This is a genomic window from Curtobacterium sp. MCBD17_035, assembly GCF_003234815.2.
Classification (GTDB): domain Bacteria; phylum Actinomycetota; class Actinomycetes; order Actinomycetales; family Microbacteriaceae; genus Curtobacterium.
The window spans coordinates 2,722,982-2,743,070 of sequence record NZ_CP126279.1; the positions used below are offsets into that span (position 1 = coordinate 2,722,982).

The following is a 20,089-nucleotide window of genomic DNA, read 5'->3' on the forward strand; positions in this document are numbered from 1 at the left end:
GTCGTCCGACCGCCGACCTGTCGGAACCAGGCGGTTTCCGGGGGGCGGGGGCGCTCAGCCGCGCCCGGTGACCGCGCGGCGGATCCGCTCGATCGGCACCTTCGGCTCGCGCTCCGCGGTGAGCAGCCCGTTCGTCTCCTGCAGCGTGTCCGTCAGCTGCGTGTAGCACGAGCCCGCCAGGAACGTGCTCGCTCGGATGGCGTCGTACAGCGCCGTGACGCGGTCGAGGTAGTCGTCGCCGTCGGTCGCGGCCGTGTAGCCCCAACCGTCCTCGCGCCGTGCGCCCGGCTGGTACTGCACGCCCCCGAACTCGGTGAGCATGACGGGCTGGCCCTGGTCCTCCACGCCGTCGACGAGGATCCGCCGGGTGGCGGGTCCCATCCCGGACAGCACCGCGGTCCGGGCGGCCGCGTCGGCGTAGGTGCGGGCGAGGACGGCACCGTCACCCTCGTAGTCGTGCACGGTCAGGATGTCCGACGCGGTGTGCTCCCAGCCGTCGTTCGAGATGACCGGCCGTGACGGGTCGAGCGCCCGGGTCACGTCGGCGAGGGCGCGCGAGTACGCCTGCTGGGCGCGGTCCTGCGGCACGTGCTGGATGCCCCAGCTCTCGTTGAGCGGCACCCAGGTCACGATCGACGGGTGCGACACATCCCGTTCCACGGCGTCCATCCACTCCCGCATGAGCCGCTGCACCGCCGTCGGGGTGAACGCGTACGCACCCGGCGCCTCGCCCCAGACGAGGAGGCCGAGGCGGTCCGCCCAGAACAGGAACCGCGGGTCCTCGATCTTCTGGTGGATCCGGGTCGCGGTGAACCCGAGCTCCTTGATGAGCTCGACCTCGCGCCGCAAGGCCTCCGGCGAGGGCGCCGTGAGGTTCGAGTCCGGCCAGTACCCCTGGTTGAGCACGCTCCGGACGTCGTAGGGCCGGTCGTTGAGCAGGAACGCACCCCGGTCGACCGCGACGGTCCGGAGCCCGAGGTACGAGGACACCGCGTCGAGCACCGCGCCGGCGGGGTCGAGCAGGGTGACCGTCGCGTCGACGAGCCTGGGGTGTTCCGGGCTCCAGCGGATCTCGTCCTCGGCCTGCCCGTTCACCTGCCGGGCGATCGGCAGGACGAGGTCGACCGTGTCTGTGGCGGTGGGCACCGTGACCTCGGTCGTCCCGAGGTCCTCGCCACGGTCCTCCCAGCGGAGTGCCACGCGCACCCGTGCGCCCGCCCGTGCCGCGCCGCGCAGGCGGACGCCGAGCGCGACGGCGGTCGCACCCGCGGGCACCCACCGCAGCGCCTCGACCGACACGGGCGGTACGGCCTCGAGCCAGACGGTCTGCCAGATCCCGGTGGTGCGCCGGTACCAGATCGCGTGCGGCTCTTCGTGCCAGTCCTGCTTGCCGCGGGGCTGCGTGACGTCGTGGGGGTCGTCCTCGGCGCGGACGACCAGGGTGTGGGTCCGGCCGTCGTCCACGGACGCGGTGACGTCGATCGTGAACGGCGTGTGCCCACCCTCGTGCGTCCCGACGAGTGCGCCGTCGATCCAGACGCTCGCGCGGTGGTCCACCGCGCCGAAGTGCAGCAGCACCCGCGACGCTTCGGCCGAACGCCCGGCACGCTCGAGATCCTCCGCGGAGATGCTCCGCGCGTACCAGACCACCGGGTGGAACCCCGGCTCGTCCACGCCCGACGCGACCGACTCCGGCGGGAACGGCACGGTGATCACACCGGCGTCCGGGAGGCCCGCGGTCCAGCCCGCGATCAGGCCTGCGTCGGCGTCGTCGTGGCGGAACGACCAGGTGCCGTCGAGGGAGGCCCATCGTCCGCGGATGAGCTGCGGTCGCGGATGGGTGCCGTCCTGCCGGCTCGCGACCGGGAGGGTCGGCGCGGCGACCGGCGGAGCGGCCGGGGACGAGGAAGCGGGCGTCGTCGGGACAGCGTCATCGATGTGCACGAGTCGAATTTATACCGCTTCAAACGCGCGTGGCGATACCCTTCCCCCATGGATCGCGTCACCCTGCAGGACGTGGCGGACCGGGCCGGCATCTCGATCGGGACGGTCTCGAACGTCGTGCGCGGGTACCAGCACGTCAGTCCGCGGATGCGCGCGCGGGTGCAGGCGGCCATCGACGAACTCGGCTACCGACCGAACGGACTCGCCCGGAGCCTGGCCACCGGACGATCCCGGATGCTCGGTCTCGCGTTCCCCGACCTCCGCCGCCCCTACTTCGCCGAACTCGCCCACGTGTTCGCGCGCGTGGCCGAGTCGCACGGCTACCGGCTGCTGCTCATCGAGACGGGTGGCACCGCGGAGGGCGAACGCGCGGTCCTCGCCGACCGTGAGGCCGGCACGATCGACGCCCTCGTCATGCACCCCCAGATGCTCAGCGCCGGCGAACTCGACGCGATGCGGCGCGGCATGCCGGTCGTGTTCCTCGGCGAGGACCCGCAGCCCGCCACCTCGGACCAGGTCGCGATCGACAACGTCGCCGCCGCCGAGGACGCCGTCGCGCACCTGCTCGGTCTCGGCCGACGCCGCATCGCGTTCCTCGGGCACGAGGTCGGCGAGGCCTCCCGGACCTCGACCCTCCGACTCGAGGGGTACCGGCGCGCACTGGCCGGGGCGGGCCTCCCGGACGACCCGACGCTCCTGGTCCCCCGCGACGTCGGCGACGCGCGGGGCGCGGAGGAGGCCCTCGACGCGGCGCTCGACGCCGGCCTGCGGATGGACGCCCTGCTGTGCCGCGACGACCTCGCCGCGATCGGTGCCCTCCGGTCGCTCCGCCGACACGGGATCACTGTCCCCGACGACGTCGCCGTCATCGGGTGGGACGCCATCGAGCTCGGCGCGAGCACGGACCCGAGCCTGACATCGGTCGCCCCCGACACGCACGGGCTCGCGGAACGGGCGCTCGGCCTCGTGCTCCGGGAACTCGACGGCGCGCACCAGGGCGGGGCGCACCACACGGTGGGGCACCGCATCCTCGTGCGCGAGAGCGCGCCGACGACGCCGCGCTGACCCGCGCGATCACCCTCCGACGACCGCACAGGCCCATCGGCACGACGCCGCTGGGACTGTCCGAACACGACGTCGCTGCAATCGTGACCGCCACGTGACCGCGGGCTCAGCCTGCCGCGCCCGTTCGATGAAGTCCCGACCATCGAGACACCGACCAGTCCACTCTCACGGCATCGGGCGGTTGTCTCCGTCTGGGCATCTGTGGTTGGTTCGCAGTTGTGGAATCACACGACCTCGTCGGGGACGACAACTTCGTGATCGCGGGTCGGCGCGCCGAGCGCCTTGCCCAGCACGGAGCCACCGTCGTCGGCATCTCGCAGCAGGCGGGCGCGGCAGGTCTGTGCAGCCTGTGGCTTCTCGTTACCGTCACGTCCGCGTTCCGTTCGACGACGCTGATCTGGTTTCTTCTCACCGTCGCGGGAGCCGGCGTCGCTTTCACCAGCTGGATCCGGGCGCGACAGCTCCACACCCTGCTGCCCTACACGATCGAGGCACCGGAGCGCCCGTTCCAGGTTCTCGACAAGGCGCAACGTCGAACCGTCGGACGGCAGATTCGCGGGAAAGAAACAGTCACCCCAGTGACTGCGAGGCTCGTTCGCGCCACACACCTGTCGCAACGGCGCTCGACACGCGCTGCACTGCCGCCACTGATCGGCATGGGTCTGGGTGTCGCTGGCTTCGCGGGGTCGTTGATCCGCACGGTCGGTGGATGGGGGTCAGCACTGCTCGTTCTCGAACTCGCTACAGCCGTGGCAGTCACGATCGCGGGTCTCGTGGAGGCAAACAGGCGCAACCGAGTTCTCGCCGCGACAGAGCACCTCGAAACGCTTTGAAGCGGGAGCCGGTCGCTCGCTCTCGGAGTGCTCCCGATTCCGTCCCCCGCCCGCGACCGCCGTCGGTCTCTGGTGAACGATTGGCTAATGGGAAGGCTTCCAGACGAGCCACTTCCGAGCGACCTCCTCGGCCAAGTCGACGTCGAAGCGGCGCGCGATCAACAGCACCTGCGCGAGCACGTCCGCCAGCTCTGATCGGAAGTCGCCCTCGAGCTCGACGTCGGAGCGTCCCTTGTCGCGTGCCTGCCCGGCACGGGCGAGGTACGCCTGCGTCAGCTCCCCGACCTCTTCGTTGAGCTTCAACACGAACCAGTCATCGGACCGATCGATGCCGTGGCGCTCCGCGTAGAAGGCGGAGACCTGCTCGACCTCGTCACTCAACTCGTCGATCTGCACGACAGCAGTGTCCCATCGTCGACGAGGAGCCGAAGTGGATGACTGATGCGCCCCCCATCCATGTCCTATAGCCGATCTTGGCCCGACACCTCGACCGTCCGCCGCCGGCGCAACGCTTGGCGCTACTATCCGGCCATGACCTACCGGCCGCCGCACCTGCCATCGGCGCCGGTAAGTCCGCTGTACCGGACCGAGACTCGCACGAGCCGCGCTTGGACAGCGCTTCCAGTGCAGGTGGTCCTGACCGGGTTCATCACCTACGTCGTCATCGCGGCGTGCTCCGTCCTAGGCGGCACGTTCACCGAAGGCCTGCAGATCGTCGGCATCGCCGTGTTCTCGACACCGCTGACGATCGCGGCCTTCGTTCTCGGCCTGCCCCTGCGTCTTATCCCGCGGGCACGGTCCTGGTGGTTCCGTCGCGCAGAGTGGACCTTCGTGGTGTTCGTCCTCGCGGCACTGGTCCTGTGCCTGTCCTATGTCGTCGGGAGAGCCGGACCGGTCACTACGACGCCAACGCACAGTGGCCCGCATCGGACGGCTACAACCCGGATGTCCGAGTGTTCGTGTCAGCACTCGGCGTGCTCGCCTTTGCCTCCATGCACATGCTCCCGCCACGCCGGGCCAGACGCGCCGCGCTCGATGACACGACGCCGGTGACGCATCTCGCTTGACGATCCGCAATCGAGACGACGAGCGCCGTCAGGCGTTGTCATCGCCGCTTTCGGGCCCCGGGACGGCCGGTAGGGCCCTCACAGCCCTCCCGACGCGACAGTTTCGACAGCCGATCGGGTGAAGCGCGCCGTTTTGTGTGCTCACTCGAAGCCCCCCGAGTGTGTCCTGTGGGAGTCGACCCGCAACAGCTCCTCGGCAGACACGGGTTCGAACAAGTCCCAAGCCGAACGAAGGCGCTCCGACGTGATCGGCGCGGCCCCGGAAGCGCCTTCCTCGTTGCGCTTCTGCAAGCGGGTCCACAGCGTGTCGTAGTCGACGTCGAACACGTGAAGGTCGATGAGTGCGCCGCAGGAGCGGGTGTCGGCGAACTTCTGGGCCCGTTCAGCCTTCATCCACAGGCCGTCTTCGAGAATCACATCGACACCTCGCCGCAGCAGGACGAGGGCGTGTTGGTACAGCGCGGCTTGTAGCCGCTCGTGAAACGCGCTCTCGGAATGCGGGACGCCCAGCCGGTCCTGCCACTCATCCGTAGCGAGGCGGACGCCTTTGCCTTCAGCTTCGAGGCGACGCGCGAGCGTCGTCTTGCCCGAACCTGGCAGGCCGGAGAACAAGGTGAGTGTCGCCACGCGATCCCCGGACCCCGGTCTGATCGTCGGACCAGGCGACCCGAGTGACCGGTTCGGCTACTGGCCGGCCAGGTTGTCCATGGGACGCGCCGTCCTCACTCCGAACACCACCCACCGCTTCGTCCAGGTCATCGATGTCGGCGACCTCGCTACGTGGATCGGCGGGGAGAAGCACGGCGGCGCAACCGGCGTGGTGAACGCGGTCGGTGTGAGCCACACCATGGATGCGTTCTTCGGCGACGCTGCACGAGTGACGGGCTTCAGCGGAAGCCTCGTACCGGCCGACGACGAAGTGCTCCTCGCGCACGACGTCCAGTATTGGTCCGGTCCGCGATCCCTGCCGCTCTGGCTCCCCGCCGAATACACGGGGTTCGCCCATCGTGACCGCTCACGCTTCGGTCAACTGGGCGGGACCGTCCGGCCACTCGCCGAAACACTGCAACGAGCCCTGGCCGACGAGCAACGACGCGGCGTGCACCGACCGCGGTCGGCCGGGCTCACCCAGGAGGAGGAGGACGCGGTCCTCGCGCAGCTGCAGTAAGCGGGACCGGCGTCAGGCGTCACCGGTGAGGGCCGCCGTCCACGCGCTCAGGTGCGCGGCGATGTATTCGCTCGCGGCCCACCAATGGGTGCCGTGACCGTTGTCGAACATCGACGACCAGGGTTCCCGGCCGCTCGCGTTCGCGTCGCGGAGCAGCGCCCACATCGCCGTGGCACGGTGAACCATGGTCGTGGGCAGGGCCGCCCGGATGTCGTCGGTCGCGCCGTACCCGTCGACGAACCAGCGGAGTCGTTCCGCGGCCGACGAGACGGGCTGCCCTGCCTCCAATCCAGCGAAGGCCTGCGCGGAGTACGCGAGGTCCCAGAGCCGGGTGCTCGGGCCAGCTCCATCCCAGTCGATGAACACCCACCGGTCGCCGAGGACGAGGTTCCACGGCGCGAGGTCGTTGTGGCAGACGAGGTCGGCGCTCGTCGGCGGCGGAATCAGAACATCCCAGGCCGCCGTGTCCGGAGTGAAGCCGACGCTCCCGTCGTGGATGGACCGCACCATCCGTCCGACCCGCACCAGAGCGTCCTCATCGAGCGGGCCGACGTGCATCGCGAGCTCGCCCGGCACATGCTCAAGCACCTGCCGCCCGCGGTCGTCGCGCCCCCGCCACGCGGGGACGTCGATGCCCTGGGCGCGGAGATGCGCCATGAACTGCGCGACCGACGGAGTGGAGTCGGACCAGGGCTTCCTGACAGTGTCACCCACACGCACCACCGCTTCGGACGCGTTACCGCCCGCCAGCGGAATCTCGGCGTCTTCCATCCGTGTAATGCTGCCAGCTCGGCACGCCGTCTCGGTGCCAAGCGGCACGAGCATCCGGACGAAAGCGCTTCAGCGCCAATGCGTCCGGGTAGGGGTGGTGGGGGTCAATGCGAAGCGTCGCGCGCATTCTGGGCAAGCGCGTTGAGGACCGCCCGTCCGTTCTCGAGGAGCGCTCCCCGCGTGAAGTTGCTGCCGAGAAGCGCGGTGCTTGCGATGCTGCCCCCGTTGGTGGCTTCCGCGGTGACCTCGCTGCTCCCGTCGGGTCGGGCGGAGAACGTGAACCGGGTCGTCTCCGACCCGAGAGCGAAGTTGCTGCGACGGCCAACGAGAGCGCCGTCCGGCCGCACTTCGATGAGGGTTGCGCCGGCGACCGACCTGACCGCTGCGCGGAGGAGCTCCGGAAGCGCGTCCACCGGCGCCGCAACGACGACCTTCGCCATGCTGTACCTCCTGCCCGGTGCAGCGTAGCGCCGCCGTGAGGAGCGCCGTGCCGAGACGCTCAGGGCGGGGGCGGGGTGAACCAGAGCACGTTCGTGTCCCGGCGGACGAATCCGACCTGCTCGTACAGTCGAAGCGCGGACTCCCGCGACGGCCGCGACGTCAGGTCGACCGTTGGAAGTCCGAACGCTGCCCCCGGGTCCGTCATGTGCTGCAGCAGCAGCCGTGCGCCACCGCGACCGCGCATGCGCTCATCCACGACGACATCCTCGACATGGCCGCGCACACCGGACGGCAGCGGGAACACCACCAGCGTCACAAGCGGCAGCCGAGCCCCGCGGCCTCGACGAACCCGATCGCGTCGGGCAGCGGCACGAGGTTGAGGTCGGCGTGCGCGACCACCACCTGCTCGGCGAACGACCCGGGCAGCGTGAACCCCGGCTGCTCCTGACACGTGCACACCTGCGTCGCCCCGGCGCGGCACTCGTCGCACGTGCCACAGGCGAACACGAACGGCGCGGTCACGTCACAGGGACGGACAGATAGCCGAAGAGTCACACCACGAGCTGGGACCAGTGCCAGCCTGCCAGCCGACCCCAGGCCAGCCATGAACTCTGAGAGATAGCCGATCGGTCATGGAGCCAGGTGGCGCGCACGCCTCGTAGTGGAGTGGTGCCGCCGCGTTAGGCATCGTCTGGCTGCCACTTCGAGAGCGTCATAGGTGCGATGCAGCCAGTTCGAGTTCTCCCCTCGCCCAAACACAGACGCCCCGATCACTTGTGCGTCAGTGCGCAGGGTCGGGGCGTTCTCGTTCGACCTCAGAGGTTGTTGATCATCTCGCGAAGCAGCGCGGAAGTGCTGAGATGCCGAGCATCCGCCTTCGCTTTCAAGATGCTCCGCTCTCGGCTGTTCACGCGAACGGTGATGCGGGTGACGTCGTCACCGAGCGTCTTTGGTCGTCCGGGTCGCGCCGGGCTCCCGGCATGCGACGGACCGAACTGCGCGTTGGGGAACCCCGCGTCGGCTTCGTCGGCCCAGCGGTCGAGGTCCGCGTCCGTAAACGTGGTGCCCTTTGTCTTGTACGTCTTCATCGCCTTCTCCTTTCGAGTCCGACCTCTTGCTTCACCTTCGTCGTCGCGTCCATGCTGTGGAAGATCAGCCAGTCCTCAGGATCATCTGGCTTCACGGCCAGGTACTCAAGGAGCCTGCCTGCATGAGTGACTCCGACACCGACCCATTGCATCGGGTCGGTGGCCATCCGCGGCGCGAACCGGAGGGAGTTCTCGAACGCCTCCCGGACCTCGTCATCCGTCACTTCAGGATGCCGACGGGCCACCCGGGGATGCACCTCGACGACCATCGTCCCTCCGCGACAATAGAGTTTTGTCTGACGTAAGTCTACGCGACACATCCACCCCGCTACCAGCCCAGGGGTGCTCAGGCTACGACTGGTGCTGCTCTGTCCCGCAAGCCGGTCGTCCAGCGAACTTCCCGCTGGGCCGCCCGCCGGCCCGGACTCCCCGCGCCGACCGGGGCGCAGGCGGTCTCACATAGGGACTCCCCGACCTCTCGCGGTGAAGTCACGTCTGACGAACACATCGCGGCGGACGAAGCAGTCGGCCGACCCGAGGCGGGCGTGGCCGATCGGGACTGCAAAAGGACGCGTTCATCCTCAATTGCACGCACATGGAGTGGCAGTCAGACGCGAAAGCTGGCGGTCGGCGCTGCCCGCGAGCCAGCCGGTCTCCGGAACAACGGAGCTCGCTCAGGACACATCGCCCGGAGGCACCTGCCCAACCACCGCCCCGAGCAACTCGGTGAGCGCCGCCCGGACCGCCTGCGGCAGCGCCACGGCGTCGAGCTCCGCGAGCCGGTCCACGACGGGCCGGTCACCGGCGATGATCTCCCACGCCTCGAGCTTCTCGGGGTTGCCCATCTGCGCGTCGGCGAGCACGGTGCGGGCCGCGGCGCGTCGGTCGGGGCCGACCCGGACCTCCCCCGCGATGCGGACGACGGCACCGACGTCGGACGGGACGGTCGCGGTCACGCTCCAGCGCCCGTCCACCCCGGTGACGGCGACCTCGGCGCCGTCGACGGTCACCGGTCCGTCCGGCAGGGCGGCGAGGACGGTGAGCGTCCACGTCCGGACGGGCGGGACCAGGTCGCCCCGGCCCTCCGCGGGCCCGATGCGGAACGTGCGGGTCGGGAGGTCCCAGGTGAGCTCGGTCCGGACGGCCGGACCGGCGGCGGCAGCGCCCGCGTCGTCGTCCTCGGCGTCCTCCGCCAGCACGAACGTCCCGGAGGCCGCCGGCGCGACGAGCACCTCGAGCTCGCTCGGGTTCCGGGTCGCGTCGAGGTCGGGACCCGCGTCGAGCGGCAGGATCCCGCCGGCGCGCAGGAGGACGGGGATCGACGCGGTCGGCCGGTGGAACGCGATGCTCCGGTCACCGCGGTAGACCGTCCCGGTGAACACGTCGGTCCAGGTCCCGGCGGGCAGCCAGGCCCGGACGCTCCCGAGCAGCGAGGCCGGGTCGCGCGGCTCGGTGATCGGCGCGACGAGCAGCTCGGAGCCGAACGCGTACTCGTTCGGGACGCGGTAGGCCTCGCTCCGGCGCGGCTCGAGGTGGTACATCGGCCGGACGAGCGGGGTGCCGGCCGCCGCCGCGTGGTTCATCGTGTGCAGGTAGGGCACCATCCGGTGACGGAACCGGAGGGCGTCGTCCATGGCGGCGCGGTGCTCCGGCGGGAACGACCACGGCTCCTTGCGGATGAACGGGTTGTTGGCGGAGTGCAGCCGCATGATCGGCGAGAACACCCCGAACTGCACCCAGCGCGTCGCCAGCTCGTCGTCGCGCACGCCGCGGGTGTGCCCGCCGATGTCGTGGCTCCACCACGCGTAGCCGATGTTGGCGGCGGTCGCCGTGAACTCGGGCTGGAACGCCAGCGACGCCCACGACACGACCGCGTCGCCCGAGAACCCGACGGCGTACCGGTGGCTGCCGGGCCCCGCGTACCGCGAGAACGTCATCCCGGGGCCGCCGTTCCGGGCGGCGTCGAGGTGGTGGAAGTGGTTGAGCACCCAGAGCGGGTCGACCCCCGGCAGGTCGGAGGTGCGCCCCTGCTGCCAGTCGATCCACCAGAAGTCGACGCCCTGGTCCTCGAGCGGGTCGTGCAGGTCGCGGAAGTAGGACTCGAGGAACGCGCGGTCCGTCGGCGCGAAGGGCAGCGGGCGCTCCGTCTCCGGGTCGACCCCGAGCGCCCGCGCCATCGTCGGGTAGGCGTCCTCGAACGCCCGGACGCCGTCGGCGGGGTGCAGGTTGAGGGTCGTCCGCATGCCGCGCTCGTGCAGGGCGGTGAGGAACGCCTCGGGATCGGGGAACAGCGAGCGCTCCCACGAGTAGCCGGTCCACCCGTTCCCGAACCGCGACGGCACGGAGTCGACGCGGTGCCAGTCCATGTCGATCACGGCGACGGAGAACGGGACGCCCTCGTCGTCGAACCGGTCCATGAGCGACAGGTAGCTGTCGGCTGTGTACGGGTGGTACCGGCTCCACCAGTTGCCGAGTGCCCATCGCGGGAGGCGCGTGGGCGGTCCCGAGACCGCGTACAGCGCCGAGACGGCGGCCGGGTAGTCGCGGCCGTACGCGAACACGTAGAGGTCCTCGCGATCGGCGCCACGCACGCCGACCCAGCCGTCGTCCTCGAACAGGAACGAGGTGGCGTCGTCGACCACGGCGATGCCGTCGGGGGCGACGACGCCCGGTTCGAGGTCCGTCCGGCCGTCGACGTCGTCGAGCGTCCGCGCCGTCCCGCCGAGGTCCCGCGTCGGCTCGCCGTACCGCCACCGGCCGGTGTCCGCGCCGATCATCTCGACGAGCAGCCCGCTCGCCGAGAACGGGCCGCCGTCGTACCGCAGCCGTGCCCGGGCCGTGGTCACGACGACGCCCCGGCCGGACCGCTCGACGTCGAACGGCACGGCCGGCAGGTCGCGTCGGATCGCGAACGTGGAGGCCCGGTCCTCGAACCCGCCGTCGGCCGACCGTTCGACGCGGAACAGCCCGTCGGCGAGCACCGTGATGCGCCAGCCGTCGCCGTGGACCTGCTGGTCGTCGCGCGCCCGCGGCGCGGCGCCGGGCAGCGGCCGGATGACGGGCAGCGCGGTCGGAGTGGCATCGGGCGTGGGCTGCGTGACGGAGTCGGACATGGTCCTCCAGGTCGGTCGGGTGGTCGGACGCGACGGTACCCGTGTGCGGTGGGGTGGGCCCCCCGGGCGGAACCCGCCGGTCGGTGCTCGACGGCGCGCGTCGGTCAGTGCTTGACGGCGCCCTGCGTCACGCCGCTGATCACCCAGCGCTGGGCGAACAGGTACACGACGATGGTCGGCGCCATGGCCATGAGGTACGACGCGAACGCGACGTTGTAGTTCGTGCCGAACTGGCTCTGGAAGATGTTCTGCACGACCGGCAGGGTCTGCAGGCTCGGGTCCGCGGTGATGAGCGACGGCATCATGAAGTCGTTCCACGACGCCAGGAACGCGAAGATGCCGACCGTGGCGTTCATCGGACCGAGCAGCGGCAGCACGATGCGCCAGAAGATCTGCCACGTCGTCGCGCCGTCGATGCGGGCGCTCTCCTCGAGCTCGATCGGCAGCGAGCGGAGGTACGCCGAGTAGAGCAGCACGCTGAACGACAGTTGGAACATCGCGTGCAGGATGCCGACGCCGACGGGGTTGTCGAGGCCGGTCAACGCCGTGAGCTGGATCTGCGGCAGGGCGACCACCGGGAACGGCAGGAACAGCGCGGCGAGCAGGTAGTACAGCGACCAGCGGTAGATCCGCTTGTCCCAGTTGCGGGCGATCGCGAACGCGGCGAGCGAGCTGAGGAACAGCGTCAGGACGACCGTGATCGCGGCGACGCCGAGCGACAGGCCGAACGACACCGGGAAGTGCGTGAGCCGCCACGCCTGCGCGAAGCTCGCGGGGTTGAACGGCGCCGGGAACGAGAACGCGTTCCCGTCCACCGACTGCGCACTCGTCTTGAACGCCATCGACAGCGTGACCCACAGCGGGGCCAGCACCGTCAACGACGCCAGGATGAGCAGGACGGTCAGCGGCCAGTTCGTGCGGCCGAGCCGACGACGCCGACGCGTGGTGGTGGGGCGGCCGGCGCTGGAGCCGGCCATCTGGTCGTGGTGGAGGTCGACAGAGGTCACAGTCGGATGGTCCTTCCGCGGGTGACGAGGAGCTGGGCGACGGAGATCACGACGGTGACGATGAAGAACACCGTGGCGTTGGCCATCTGGTACGCGTAGTCGCCGCCCGTGAAGCCACCGAAGATCGTCATGGCGACGCTGCTCGTGGCAGTGCCCGGGCCACCGTTCGTCAGGCCGACGATGACGTCGTAGGCGCCGAGGTAGCCCTTCACGCCGAGCACCGTGTTGATGACGATGAACCCGGCGATGAGCGGCAGCGTGATGGAGCGGAACTGCTTCCAGGAGCTGGCGCCGTCGAGCGCGCTCGCCTCGTACAGGTCGTCCGAGATCGCCGTGAGGCCGGCGGTGTACACGAGCAGGGCTCCGGGGATCGTCTGCCAGGCGGACACGATCACGATGGCGAGCCAGGCGAGGTCCGGGTTGCCGAGGATGCTCTGCTCGAGCGGGTGGAACCCGACCGCGGTGGCGAGGGCCGGCAGCGAGTTCGAGAACAGGTAGTTGAACACGTACGCGACGACGATCCCGGAGATCACCATCGGGATGACGAACACGCTCCGCAGCGGCGCCGCGAACCGGATCCGCCGCGACAGCGCCACGGCCAGCGCCAGGGCGATCACCTGCGCGACGACGACGGTGACCGCCGCGAACCCGAGCGTGAAGCCGTACGAGGCGATGATGTTCGGATCCGTGAACAGCGTCGTGTAGTTCCGCAGCCCCAGGAAGGACCACCGGCCGTACCCGACGTAGTTCGTGAAGCTGTAGAAGATGCCGATCACGGCGGGCACCACGACGAACGCGGTGAACAGCGCGAGCGCCGGGAACAGGAACAGGGCGTAGATCGGGTCGACGCGCCGCCGCCGAGCGGGCCGGGTCGTCGGTCTCGGCGGCAGTTCATCCGCGGTTCGGTCCGACAGGGGTGCTTGCAGGGTCACGATCGCTCCTCGTCGAGGTCGGACATCGTCATGGGGGTCATACGAGTGCGTCCCGTCCGGCGAGGCGCCGCCAGTCCGCGTCGAGCTGGCGGAGCATGCCGTCGAAGTTCCCGCTCCGCGTGGCGGACTGCAGGTAGTTGCCGAGCGGGATCGAGTTCGGCATGAACGTCCCCGCGCCCTGGTAGAACGCGGCCCGGTCGACGAACGGCTGGAGGCCCGCCACCCGCTCGTCCTGCTGCGCGGGCGCGCCCTTCCGCGTCGAGTACGCCAGGTTGTCCTGGTTGTAGGCGTCGATGACCGACGGACGCATGAGGAACTCGACGAGTTCGCGAGCTTCCTCGCGGTGTGCCGTCGCGGTCGGGATGTAGAGGCCGAGGTCGATGTTCACCCGGGCCTTGCGGTCCGCCGGGTCCTCGGACACGGGCAGCGGGAAGGTCCCGACCGACAGGCGCTTGTCGACGAGCGCGATCTGCCCGAGGGCCCACGGCCCCTGCAGGTACATCCCCACCTGGCCCTTGCCGAACGCCAGGTTGCCGTCGGCGTACGAGCGGACGGCGTGGTCGGGGTTGAAGTACGTCGAGATCGTCTTGGCGCGTTCCATCGGGACCGCCAGGGTCTTCTCGAACGAGACCTCGGAGTCGGGTCCGACGTCCGTGCCGAGTTCCTTCATCCGCCGGAAGAACCGTCCCGTGTCGACGAGGCTGCCGACCGCGTAGTCGAACAGGCCCTGCCACAGGGTCCACGTGTCCTTGTCGGTCGCGTAGATCGGGGTGATCCCGGCTTTCTTGAGCTCCTTGCAGACGTCGACGAACTGCGACCACGTCTCGGGCACCGGCAGGTGGTGGTCGGCGAAGATCTTCTTGTTGTAGATGACGCCGGCCGCGGCGAGGGAGTACGGGAGCACGCTCGTTCGCCCCGGGTACGTCGCGTACTGGTCCGTGAGGGAGCGGATGTCCGTGCGGACGGTCCGGGCCGAGGGCAGGTCGGACATGTCGCTGAGCACGCCGCGCTTGATGTACCGGGCGAGCTCGAGGTTGTCGTTGAAACAGCCGACGTCCGCCGGGGCACCGCGCACGAACTGCGGGGCGATCACGTTGGTGGAGTCGTGCACCACCGAGATGCCCGGCCGCTCCCGCTCGAACTGGCGGAGCAGCGTGTCGAAGTAGGCGATGACCTCTTGCTTCTGTTCGTAGAACCGGAGGTGCGTGGTGCCGCCGCCGGCACCGGGCGCGGCACAGCCGGCGAGACCGAGCGCAGCGAGTGCGGTGGAGCCGACGAGGAAGGACCGGCGGCTCACTGAGACAGGACGGGACACGCGACATCTCCCTTGATTGCGGCGTGCGCGCCAATTTATAGCGCTCAAAATCGGGTGTCAAGCGGGCTGCCCGGCGGTGGCCGCCGGGGTCCGTCCCGTCCGACCAGGGAGGCCGCATACCCTCCGGAGCATGACTGACGATCGACGCCGCGAACTCGGCTCCACCGACGCGCCCGTCGAGGACGAACTCCTCGAGTCCTTCGAGGCGACGATCGAGGAGGGTGCGGAACGGTTGCAGCGGACCGTGCGAGCGGTGCTCATCACGGGGTTCTTCGGTGGTCTCGAGGTCGGCCTCGGCGTGATGGCCTACCTCGCCGTCCTGACCGAGACCGGCAGCCACCTGCTCGCGGGCCTCGCGTTCGGCATCGGGTTCATCGCCCTGCACCTCGCGCACAGCGAGCTGTTCACCGAGAACTTCCTCATGCCCGTCGCGGCCGTCGTCGCGCGCGAGGGGAGCCTGCTGCAACTCCTCAAGCTGTGGGGCGGCACCCTCGTCGCGAACCTCGTCGGCGGGTGGGTGTTCATGTGGCTCGTCGTCCAGGCGTTCCCCCAGTGGCACCCCACGCTCAGCGAGGCCGCGCACCACTACATCGACGCCCCGTTCGACCTGCAGAGCGTCGTGCTGGCCGTGCTCGGCGGCAGCACCATCACCCTGATGACCCGGATGCAGCAGGGCACGGACTCCGATCCGGCCAAGCTCGTCGCCGCCGTGGCCGGCGGGTTCCTGCTCGCGGGCCTCCAGCTGTTCCACTCGATCCTCGACTCGCTGCTGGTGTTCGGCGCGATCCAGAGCGGTGTCGACATCACGTACGGACAGTGGCTGGGGTGGTTCGGGTACACGCTCCTGTTCAACGTGCTCGGCGGCCTGGTGCTCGTGACGGCGCTCCGCCTGCTTCGGACCAAGGAGCTCATGGAGGGCCGGCGAGAGACCTCGCACGACCACCCGGACCGCGCGGCGCACCAGCAGGAGGACTGACGGGCCCGGTGGTCGGGGGCGGGATCAGACCCCGAAGCCCTCGCCGCCGGTCACGGGCACGACCGCTCCGTTGAGGAACGTGCTCTGCGCGACCCACCGGATGACGTCCGCGATCTCGTCGGGACGCCCCAGCCGCCCCAGCGGGATCCGCTCGAGGAGGGCCCGACGGTGTTCGTCCGTCATCGGGGCGAGCATGTCGGTCTCGGTCGGACCCGGTGCGACGGCGTTGATCCGGATGCCGCGCGGGCCGTACTCCCACATGACCGACCGCATGAAGCCCTCGAGCGCGGCCTTCGACGCCGTGTAGTGGCTGCTGCCCGGGATGCCGACACGCGCGCTCTCGGACGACACGAGCACGATCGAGCCCGACCGCTGCCGGTTCATCGCCTTCGCCACGTGCTTCGTCGCGAGCATCGCCCCGACCAGGTTCACCTCGAGCACCTCGCGCATCGACGCCGCGGTCATCCGCACCAGGAGCTCCTGCGGTGCGACGGCGGCGTTCACCACCGCGACGTCGAGCCGTCCGTGCTCCACCGCCGTGCGCACCGCATCCGCCACGGATCCCTCGTCGCGCATGTCCGCCTGGACGCCCACGACGCCGGACGGGACGCCCGAACCACGGTGCGTGCCGACGACGCGATGGCCGGCCTCGTGGAACGCCGTGGCCGTCGCGGCGCCGATGCCCCGCGATGCCCCGAACACGATCACGGACAGCGGTTCGACGTCGGTCTGCACGGGTCGATTATCTGCTACGGTCCTGTTCGTGCGGGGCGGATGCCTCGTGAGCATGGCCGCTGGACAGCGGCTCAGGCTGGACGTTCTGGGGCGCGGACGCGCTCGGTCCGGCCCTGCCGTGCCCGCCCCGGGATCCCGAGCGCGGAGGCACAGGATGGCGAACACCGAGGTCGATCCCGTCGGCCGGTGGGTCGTCGTCGATCACTTCGGTGCCGTCACGAGCCTGCTCGCGGTCGGTGACCAGGAGCACGCCGGGGTCAGCCCTCGGCGGAACCTGGACCGCCGCGCGCGCGAGGTGCTGCTCCCCGCACTGTCCGAGGTGATCGGGTCGGGCGCGGCCCTGCGACGCATCGTGCACCTGGGGGGCGATGCGTACCAGGTCGACGCCCGGCCCGTGATCACGCCGGACCGGTCGCACGTGACGGGCGCGTACGGCGTGTTCGTCCCGGCTGCCGACCCCGTGCCGGAGCCGCCGCTCATCGGTGCGTGGCAGTGGACGGTGGACACGTCCGGCAACAACGTCGGGTCGACGTCGTCGCAGTGGGACGCCGGCCTCTACCGATTGCACGAGTTCAGCCCGGACGATGTCCAGTCGAGCCGAGGGCCGGTCGGCGATTGGTTGACGCGACTCCTGCCGTACGAGGAGCGTGCGCGGGTGAAGACGACCGTGGACGCCGGGCTCGCCGCCGCGAACGGGGTGCACCAGCTCCTCACCTTCGGTGCCGTCACCCGCCCGGACACGCCGAACCCCGGCCGCAAGCAGTTGGCACTCGTCGGCACGTCGACCGTCCTGCCCGACCGGCCGGGCGTGTTCTACGCCTACGGGTTCACGCGGGAGGTCCCGAAGCCGAGCACGTACCGCACGACCGGTCTCGACATCGTCGACGCGGCGGAGTTCGCCCGCGCCTACTTCGCGCTCGCGGGTGACGTCGCGTACGCCGCCGTCGACTGCCTCCAGTCGTCGACGTTCATGACGTCGCCGAGCTGGGGGCGGCTCGGGCTCCACGAGCCGTTCGAGGGCGACATCGCCTCGCTCGCGCTCGCGGAGGACCGTCCCGCCTTCGAGGAGTTCGTCGCCGCCGCGCGTCGGAGCGTCGACCACGACGCGGCCACGCACGACGTGCGACTCGTCCGCGACGACGGCTCCCCCGCCCGGTTCCGCGTCCGTGCGGCGCGGGTGGACCGCACCGCGGCGGCGAGCCGGTACCTGCTGCTGTCGTTCGAGGCACGCTCGTGAGCCTCCTCGCCGGCAAGACCGTGCTCGTCTCGGGCGTGTTCACCGAGTCCTCGATCGCGTTCCGCACCGCCGCGATCGCGCAGGAGCAGGGCGCCACCGTGATCCTCAGCGGGTTCGGGCGGCGCCGTCGCATCACCGAGGCCGTCGCACGACGGCTGCCGACGACCGCGCCCGTCGTGGAGTTCGACGCCGAGGACCCGGCCGACGTGGGCCTCCTGGCCGACCGGCTCCGCGAGCACACCGACCGACTCGACGGCGTCGTGCACTGCATCTCGGCGAGCCTGCCGTCCGTGGTCGGCGACGGGTTCAGCGATGCCGAGTGGGACGACGTCGCCCACTCGTTCCGGGTCTCCGCGTACTCGCTGCAATCGCTCGTCCGCGGCGCGGACCCGCTGCTCGGCGCGGGCGCGAGCGTCGTCGGATGCACGCTCGACGCCTCCCGGGCCTGGCCCGTCTACGGCTGGGCCGGCGTCGCCAAGGCGGCGTACGAGTCCGTGAACCGGTACCTCGCGCTGCACCTCGGTCCGCGCGGCATCCGCACCAACCTCGTCGCCGCCGGCCCCGTCGACTCGTTCACCATGCGGGCGATCGAGGGCATCGACCAGGTGAACGGCCTCTGGGAGGACCGGGCCCCGCTCGCCTGGGACCGCACCGACGCGACCCCCGTGGCCAGGACGATCGTCGCGCTGCTCTCCGACTGGCTGCCGGCCACGACCGGGTCGATCGTCCACGCCGACGGCGGGTTCCACGCGGTCGAGTACTGACCGGCGCCGGAGGTCGACCTGGCCGGGACGTGGAAATGCCCCGGCGGACTCGGGGGAAGCCCGCCGGGGCGGATCCGCGGAGTTGGGGGGAACGCCGCGGACAGGTCGATGCTACCCCTCGCACGCCGCATCGCGTGGTCTGGAGCGTCGTCTCACCATCCCGTGTCGAGCGTGTGCTGCACGAGGAGGGCGGTCAGGACCTGGACGACCAGGCCGGACCATCGCCAGCGGGGCGAGAGCAACGCCGTCCCGACGAGCACCCACGGCGCGAAGGGCAGCCAGATGCGCTCCACCTCGGCCTTGCTCATCCCCGACACGTCGGCGAGGAACACCATGGCGGCGCCGGCGAGTGCCAGGACCACCGGGACGACGGCCGCCCGAGGGAGCCGCCGGTACGCATGGATCCAGCCGTGACCGCGCAGCACCGCGCGCGCTCGCACGAGCGTCTGTGCGACGGCAGGCCCGATCACCGGTCCGGCGCTGAAGGCGAACGCGGTCAGGTCACCCCAGACCCAGTACCCGAACGGACGCTTGTGTGCCACGCCGTTGTAGTACCGCTCGCGGAGGACCGGGTACGCCTCCCACCAGGCGAACCCCCACAGCGCGAACGTCCCGACGACCGCGACGGCACCGAGCAGCCCCCACACGAGTGGCCGCCACGAACGTGCCGCGACGAGCACCCCCACCGCCAGGACGCCGAGCAAGGGCAGCCCGTAGGAGAGCATGACGCTGTACCCGAACAGCAGTCCCGCTGCGACACCCCACGCGGCGGCGGCCCCGCCGCGCCGGCTCGTCGCCGACCGGGCCAGCAGACAGGCCGCCCAGGCGCCGCACGCAGCGAACACCGCGTCGGCGGAGACGGCCGACCAGACCGCTGCGGGACCGAGGACGAGGAACGGGGCGGCACGGCGGGCGGCGGAATCGGCGCCGAGGGTACGCAGGGTGAGCAGCACCGCGACCGGCGTCGTCGCCGCGACGAGCAAGGTCATCCAGCCCGCCGCCAGGCCCGTCGTGAACCCGAGCCGGACGAGGACCACGTAGAAGAGCAACGCCCCGGGCGGGTGCCCGGCGATGTGGACCGGCCACTTGCCCGGGCCGCCCACGATGCGTGGGATGAACCCGTGGAGGGTCTGGGCGAACGGATGCCCAGCCACGGCCCGCGCCGTGTCCATGTACTCGTACGGGGTGTCGAGGACGTGACCGATGCCGTGGGAGCCGTCGACCAGTGCGAGCGCCGCGAACCACGCCACCGTGACTGCATACGCGCCGGGCACGAGCACCGCCCAGCGCGCCCGAGCGGCCACCCGGTGTGCGAACACCACCCCGAGCACCGCCAGCGCCACCGCCGGCAGTGTCCCCGGCCCGACCCGCGGGTCCCAGTGCGCGTGCAGGGGCGGGAACGCGATGACGTGCACGCGCCAGCCGGTCAGTCTCGGGATCAGCACTGCGGCGGCCATCAGGAGGACGGCGACGGCCAGGCCGACCACCGCTGGCGTCCGCGGTCGTCGGACGTGGTGTTCAGGAAGGGACATGGATCTCCGGTTCCGGCCGTCGAGGAAGCGTCTCATGCAACCAGATCACAGGCCCGACTGGGCGGACGGCTGCACGATCGCGCGCCGCGAACTCACGCGAC

21 protein-coding genes are annotated in these 20,089 nt (G+C 70.6%); 6 read left to right on the top strand and 15 right to left on the bottom strand.

All coding sequences use genetic code 11. The annotated features are described in order from the left end of the window. Positions 1 to 54 precede the first annotated feature (54 nt). Positions 55 to 1,944: a glycoside hydrolase family 2 protein gene (locus tag DEI93_RS12775; protein ID WP_258372299.1), complete on the bottom strand. Its 1,890-nt coding sequence runs from the start codon at positions 1,942 to 1,944 to the stop codon at positions 55 to 57. A 48-nt stretch (positions 1,945 to 1,992) separates the two neighbouring features. Here DEI93_RS12775 and DEI93_RS12780 point away from each other — a divergent pair, with 48 nt between their 5' ends. Both DEI93_RS12780 and DEI93_RS12785 read left to right on the top strand, forming a co-directional pair. After that, positions 1,993 to 3,009, top strand: coding sequence for a LacI family DNA-binding transcriptional regulator (locus DEI93_RS12780; RefSeq protein ID WP_111120247.1), 1,017 nt, complete (start codon positions 1,993 to 1,995; stop codon positions 3,007 to 3,009). Between the two features lie 218 nt (positions 3,010 to 3,227). After that, entirely contained in the window at positions 3,228 to 3,842 is a 615-nt protein-coding gene (locus DEI93_RS12785; RefSeq protein ID WP_111120248.1) for a hypothetical protein, read from the top strand. An 84-nt stretch (positions 3,843 to 3,926) separates the two neighbouring features. On the opposite strand, the gene DEI93_RS12790 is transcribed toward DEI93_RS12785, so the two are convergent. Continuing rightward, a complete protein-coding gene (locus tag DEI93_RS12790; RefSeq protein WP_111010964.1) occupies positions 3,927 to 4,238 on the bottom strand; it encodes a nucleoside triphosphate pyrophosphohydrolase family protein in 312 nt (103 codons plus the stop codon). A gap of 812 nt (positions 4,239 to 5,050) precedes the next feature. Then, complete coding sequence (locus tag DEI93_RS12795) at positions 5,051 to 5,536, bottom strand: P-loop nucleotide/nucleoside kinase family protein (protein ID WP_181436094.1); 486 nt, start codon at positions 5,534 to 5,536, stop codon at positions 5,051 to 5,053. 79 nt (positions 5,537 to 5,615) lie between these two features. Between DEI93_RS12795 and DEI93_RS12800 the strand changes: the two genes are divergently transcribed. Beyond that, on the top strand, positions 5,616 to 6,077 hold the full coding sequence (locus tag DEI93_RS12800) for a Rossmann-fold NAD(P)-binding domain-containing protein (protein WP_111120251.1): 462 nt from the start codon (positions 5,616 to 5,618) through the stop codon (positions 6,075 to 6,077). A 12-nt stretch (positions 6,078 to 6,089) separates the two neighbouring features. Here DEI93_RS12800 and DEI93_RS12805 read toward each other — a convergent pair whose 3' ends face one another. The 10 genes from DEI93_RS12805 to DEI93_RS12850 form a co-directional block, all read right to left on the bottom strand. Next, positions 6,090 to 6,848 (bottom strand): phosphotransferase, encoded by a 759-nt coding sequence (locus DEI93_RS12805; protein ID WP_111010961.1) that lies wholly within the window; start codon positions 6,846 to 6,848, stop codon positions 6,090 to 6,092. A gap of 104 nt (positions 6,849 to 6,952) precedes the next feature. Next, a complete protein-coding gene (locus DEI93_RS12810) occupies positions 6,953 to 7,288 on the bottom strand; it encodes a hypothetical protein (RefSeq protein WP_111010960.1) in 336 nt (111 codons plus the stop codon). A gap of 59 nt (positions 7,289 to 7,347) precedes the next feature. After that, on the bottom strand, positions 7,348 to 7,605 hold the full coding sequence (locus DEI93_RS12815; RefSeq protein WP_181436095.1) for a GNAT family N-acetyltransferase: 258 nt from the start codon (positions 7,603 to 7,605) through the stop codon (positions 7,348 to 7,350). Then, on the bottom strand, positions 7,602 to 7,811 hold the full coding sequence (locus DEI93_RS12820) for an alcohol dehydrogenase catalytic domain-containing protein (RefSeq protein ID WP_349815063.1): 210 nt from the start codon (positions 7,809 to 7,811) through the stop codon (positions 7,602 to 7,604). Before DEI93_RS12820 ends, DEI93_RS12815 begins: the two co-directional genes overlap by 4 nt. A 293-nt stretch (positions 7,812 to 8,104) precedes the next feature. Next, positions 8,105 to 8,377 carry a YlcI/YnfO family protein gene (locus DEI93_RS12825; protein WP_111010959.1) on the bottom strand — a complete coding sequence of 91 codons (273 nt, stop codon included), beginning with the start codon at positions 8,375 to 8,377 and terminating at the stop codon, positions 8,105 to 8,107. After that, positions 8,374 to 8,646 (bottom strand): hypothetical protein, encoded by a 273-nt coding sequence (locus DEI93_RS12830; protein ID WP_111010958.1) that lies wholly within the window; start codon positions 8,644 to 8,646, stop codon positions 8,374 to 8,376. The genes DEI93_RS12825 and DEI93_RS12830 overlap by 4 nt, the downstream gene beginning before the upstream one ends. Positions 8,647 to 9,051: 405 nt before the next feature. After that, positions 9,052 to 11,490 (bottom strand): glycoside hydrolase family 31 protein, encoded by a 2,439-nt coding sequence (locus tag DEI93_RS12835; protein WP_111120254.1) that lies wholly within the window; start codon positions 11,488 to 11,490, stop codon positions 9,052 to 9,054. A gap of 104 nt (positions 11,491 to 11,594) precedes the next feature. Next, a complete protein-coding gene (locus DEI93_RS12840; protein WP_111120281.1) occupies positions 11,595 to 12,467 on the bottom strand; it encodes a carbohydrate ABC transporter permease in 873 nt (290 codons plus the stop codon). A gap of 26 nt (positions 12,468 to 12,493) precedes the next feature. Then, the gene (locus DEI93_RS12845; protein WP_375334773.1) at positions 12,494 to 13,429 is read right to left on the bottom strand and encodes a carbohydrate ABC transporter permease; all 936 of its coding nucleotides are present in this window, start codon (positions 13,427 to 13,429) and stop codon (positions 12,494 to 12,496) included. A 37-nt stretch (positions 13,430 to 13,466) separates the two neighbouring features. Beyond that, the gene (locus DEI93_RS12850) at positions 13,467 to 14,726 is read right to left on the bottom strand and encodes an ABC transporter substrate-binding protein (RefSeq protein WP_111026390.1); all 1,260 of its coding nucleotides are present in this window, start codon (positions 14,724 to 14,726) and stop codon (positions 13,467 to 13,469) included. A 148-nt stretch (positions 14,727 to 14,874) separates the two neighbouring features. Between DEI93_RS12850 and DEI93_RS12855 the strand changes: the two genes are divergently transcribed. Further along, positions 14,875 to 15,720, top strand: coding sequence for a formate/nitrite transporter family protein (locus tag DEI93_RS12855; protein ID WP_111120255.1), 846 nt, complete (start codon positions 14,875 to 14,877; stop codon positions 15,718 to 15,720). A 24-nt stretch (positions 15,721 to 15,744) separates the two neighbouring features. Here DEI93_RS12855 and DEI93_RS12860 read toward each other — a convergent pair whose 3' ends face one another. Then, positions 15,745 to 16,455: an SDR family NAD(P)-dependent oxidoreductase gene (locus DEI93_RS12860; RefSeq protein ID WP_181436096.1), complete on the bottom strand. Its 711-nt coding sequence runs from the start codon at positions 16,453 to 16,455 to the stop codon at positions 15,745 to 15,747. 154 nt (positions 16,456 to 16,609) lie between these two features. Here DEI93_RS12860 and DEI93_RS12865 point away from each other — a divergent pair, with 154 nt between their 5' ends. Both DEI93_RS12865 and fabI read left to right on the top strand, forming a co-directional pair. Beyond that, positions 16,610 to 17,692, top strand: a complete 1,083-nt coding sequence (locus DEI93_RS12865) for a hypothetical protein (RefSeq protein ID WP_111120257.1) — start codon at positions 16,610 to 16,612, stop codon at positions 17,690 to 17,692. Further along, complete coding sequence (gene fabI / locus DEI93_RS12870) at positions 17,689 to 18,456, top strand: enoyl-ACP reductase FabI (RefSeq protein ID WP_111120258.1); 768 nt, start codon at positions 17,689 to 17,691, stop codon at positions 18,454 to 18,456. The genes DEI93_RS12865 and fabI overlap by 4 nt, the downstream gene beginning before the upstream one ends. 152 nt (positions 18,457 to 18,608) lie before the next feature. Here the strand turns inward: fabI and DEI93_RS12875 are convergent, their stop codons facing one another. Next, positions 18,609 to 19,988, bottom strand: a complete 1,380-nt coding sequence (locus tag DEI93_RS12875; protein ID WP_111120259.1) for a hypothetical protein — start codon at positions 19,986 to 19,988, stop codon at positions 18,609 to 18,611. Between the last annotated feature and the right edge of the window lie 101 nt (positions 19,989 to 20,089).

Excerpts from the sequence above, each read along its gene's own strand:
- DEI93_RS12875 (WP_111120259.1), bottom strand. The coding sequence starts at position 19,988 with ATGTCCCTTCCTGAACACCACGTCCGACGACCGCGGACGCCAGCGGTG.
- DEI93_RS12855 (WP_111120255.1), top strand. The coding sequence starts at position 14,875 with ATGACTGACGATCGACGCCGCGAACTCGGCTCCACCGACGCGCCCGTC.
- DEI93_RS12780 (WP_111120247.1), top strand. The coding sequence starts at position 1,993 with ATGGATCGCGTCACCCTGCAGGACGTGGCGGACCGGGCCGGCATCTCG.
- DEI93_RS12805 (WP_111010961.1), bottom strand. The coding sequence starts at position 6,848 with ATGGAAGACGCCGAGATTCCGCTGGCGGGCGGTAACGCGTCCGAAGCG.
- DEI93_RS12830 (WP_111010958.1), bottom strand. The coding sequence starts at position 8,646 with ATGGTCGTCGAGGTGCATCCCCGGGTGGCCCGTCGGCATCCTGAAGTG.
- DEI93_RS12865 (WP_111120257.1), top strand. The coding sequence starts at position 16,610 with ATGGCGAACACCGAGGTCGATCCCGTCGGCCGGTGGGTCGTCGTCGAT.
- DEI93_RS12840 (WP_111120281.1), bottom strand. The coding sequence starts at position 12,467 with ATGGCCGGCTCCAGCGCCGGCCGCCCCACCACCACGCGTCGGCGTCGT.
- DEI93_RS12835 (WP_111120254.1), bottom strand. The coding sequence starts at position 11,490 with ATGTCCGACTCCGTCACGCAGCCCACGCCCGATGCCACTCCGACCGCG.
- DEI93_RS12825 (WP_111010959.1), bottom strand. The coding sequence starts at position 8,377 with ATGAAGACGTACAAGACAAAGGGCACCACGTTTACGGACGCGGACCTC.
- DEI93_RS12800 (WP_111120251.1), top strand. The coding sequence starts at position 5,616 with ATGGGACGCGCCGTCCTCACTCCGAACACCACCCACCGCTTCGTCCAG.
- DEI93_RS12810 (WP_111010960.1), bottom strand. The coding sequence starts at position 7,288 with ATGGCGAAGGTCGTCGTTGCGGCGCCGGTGGACGCGCTTCCGGAGCTC.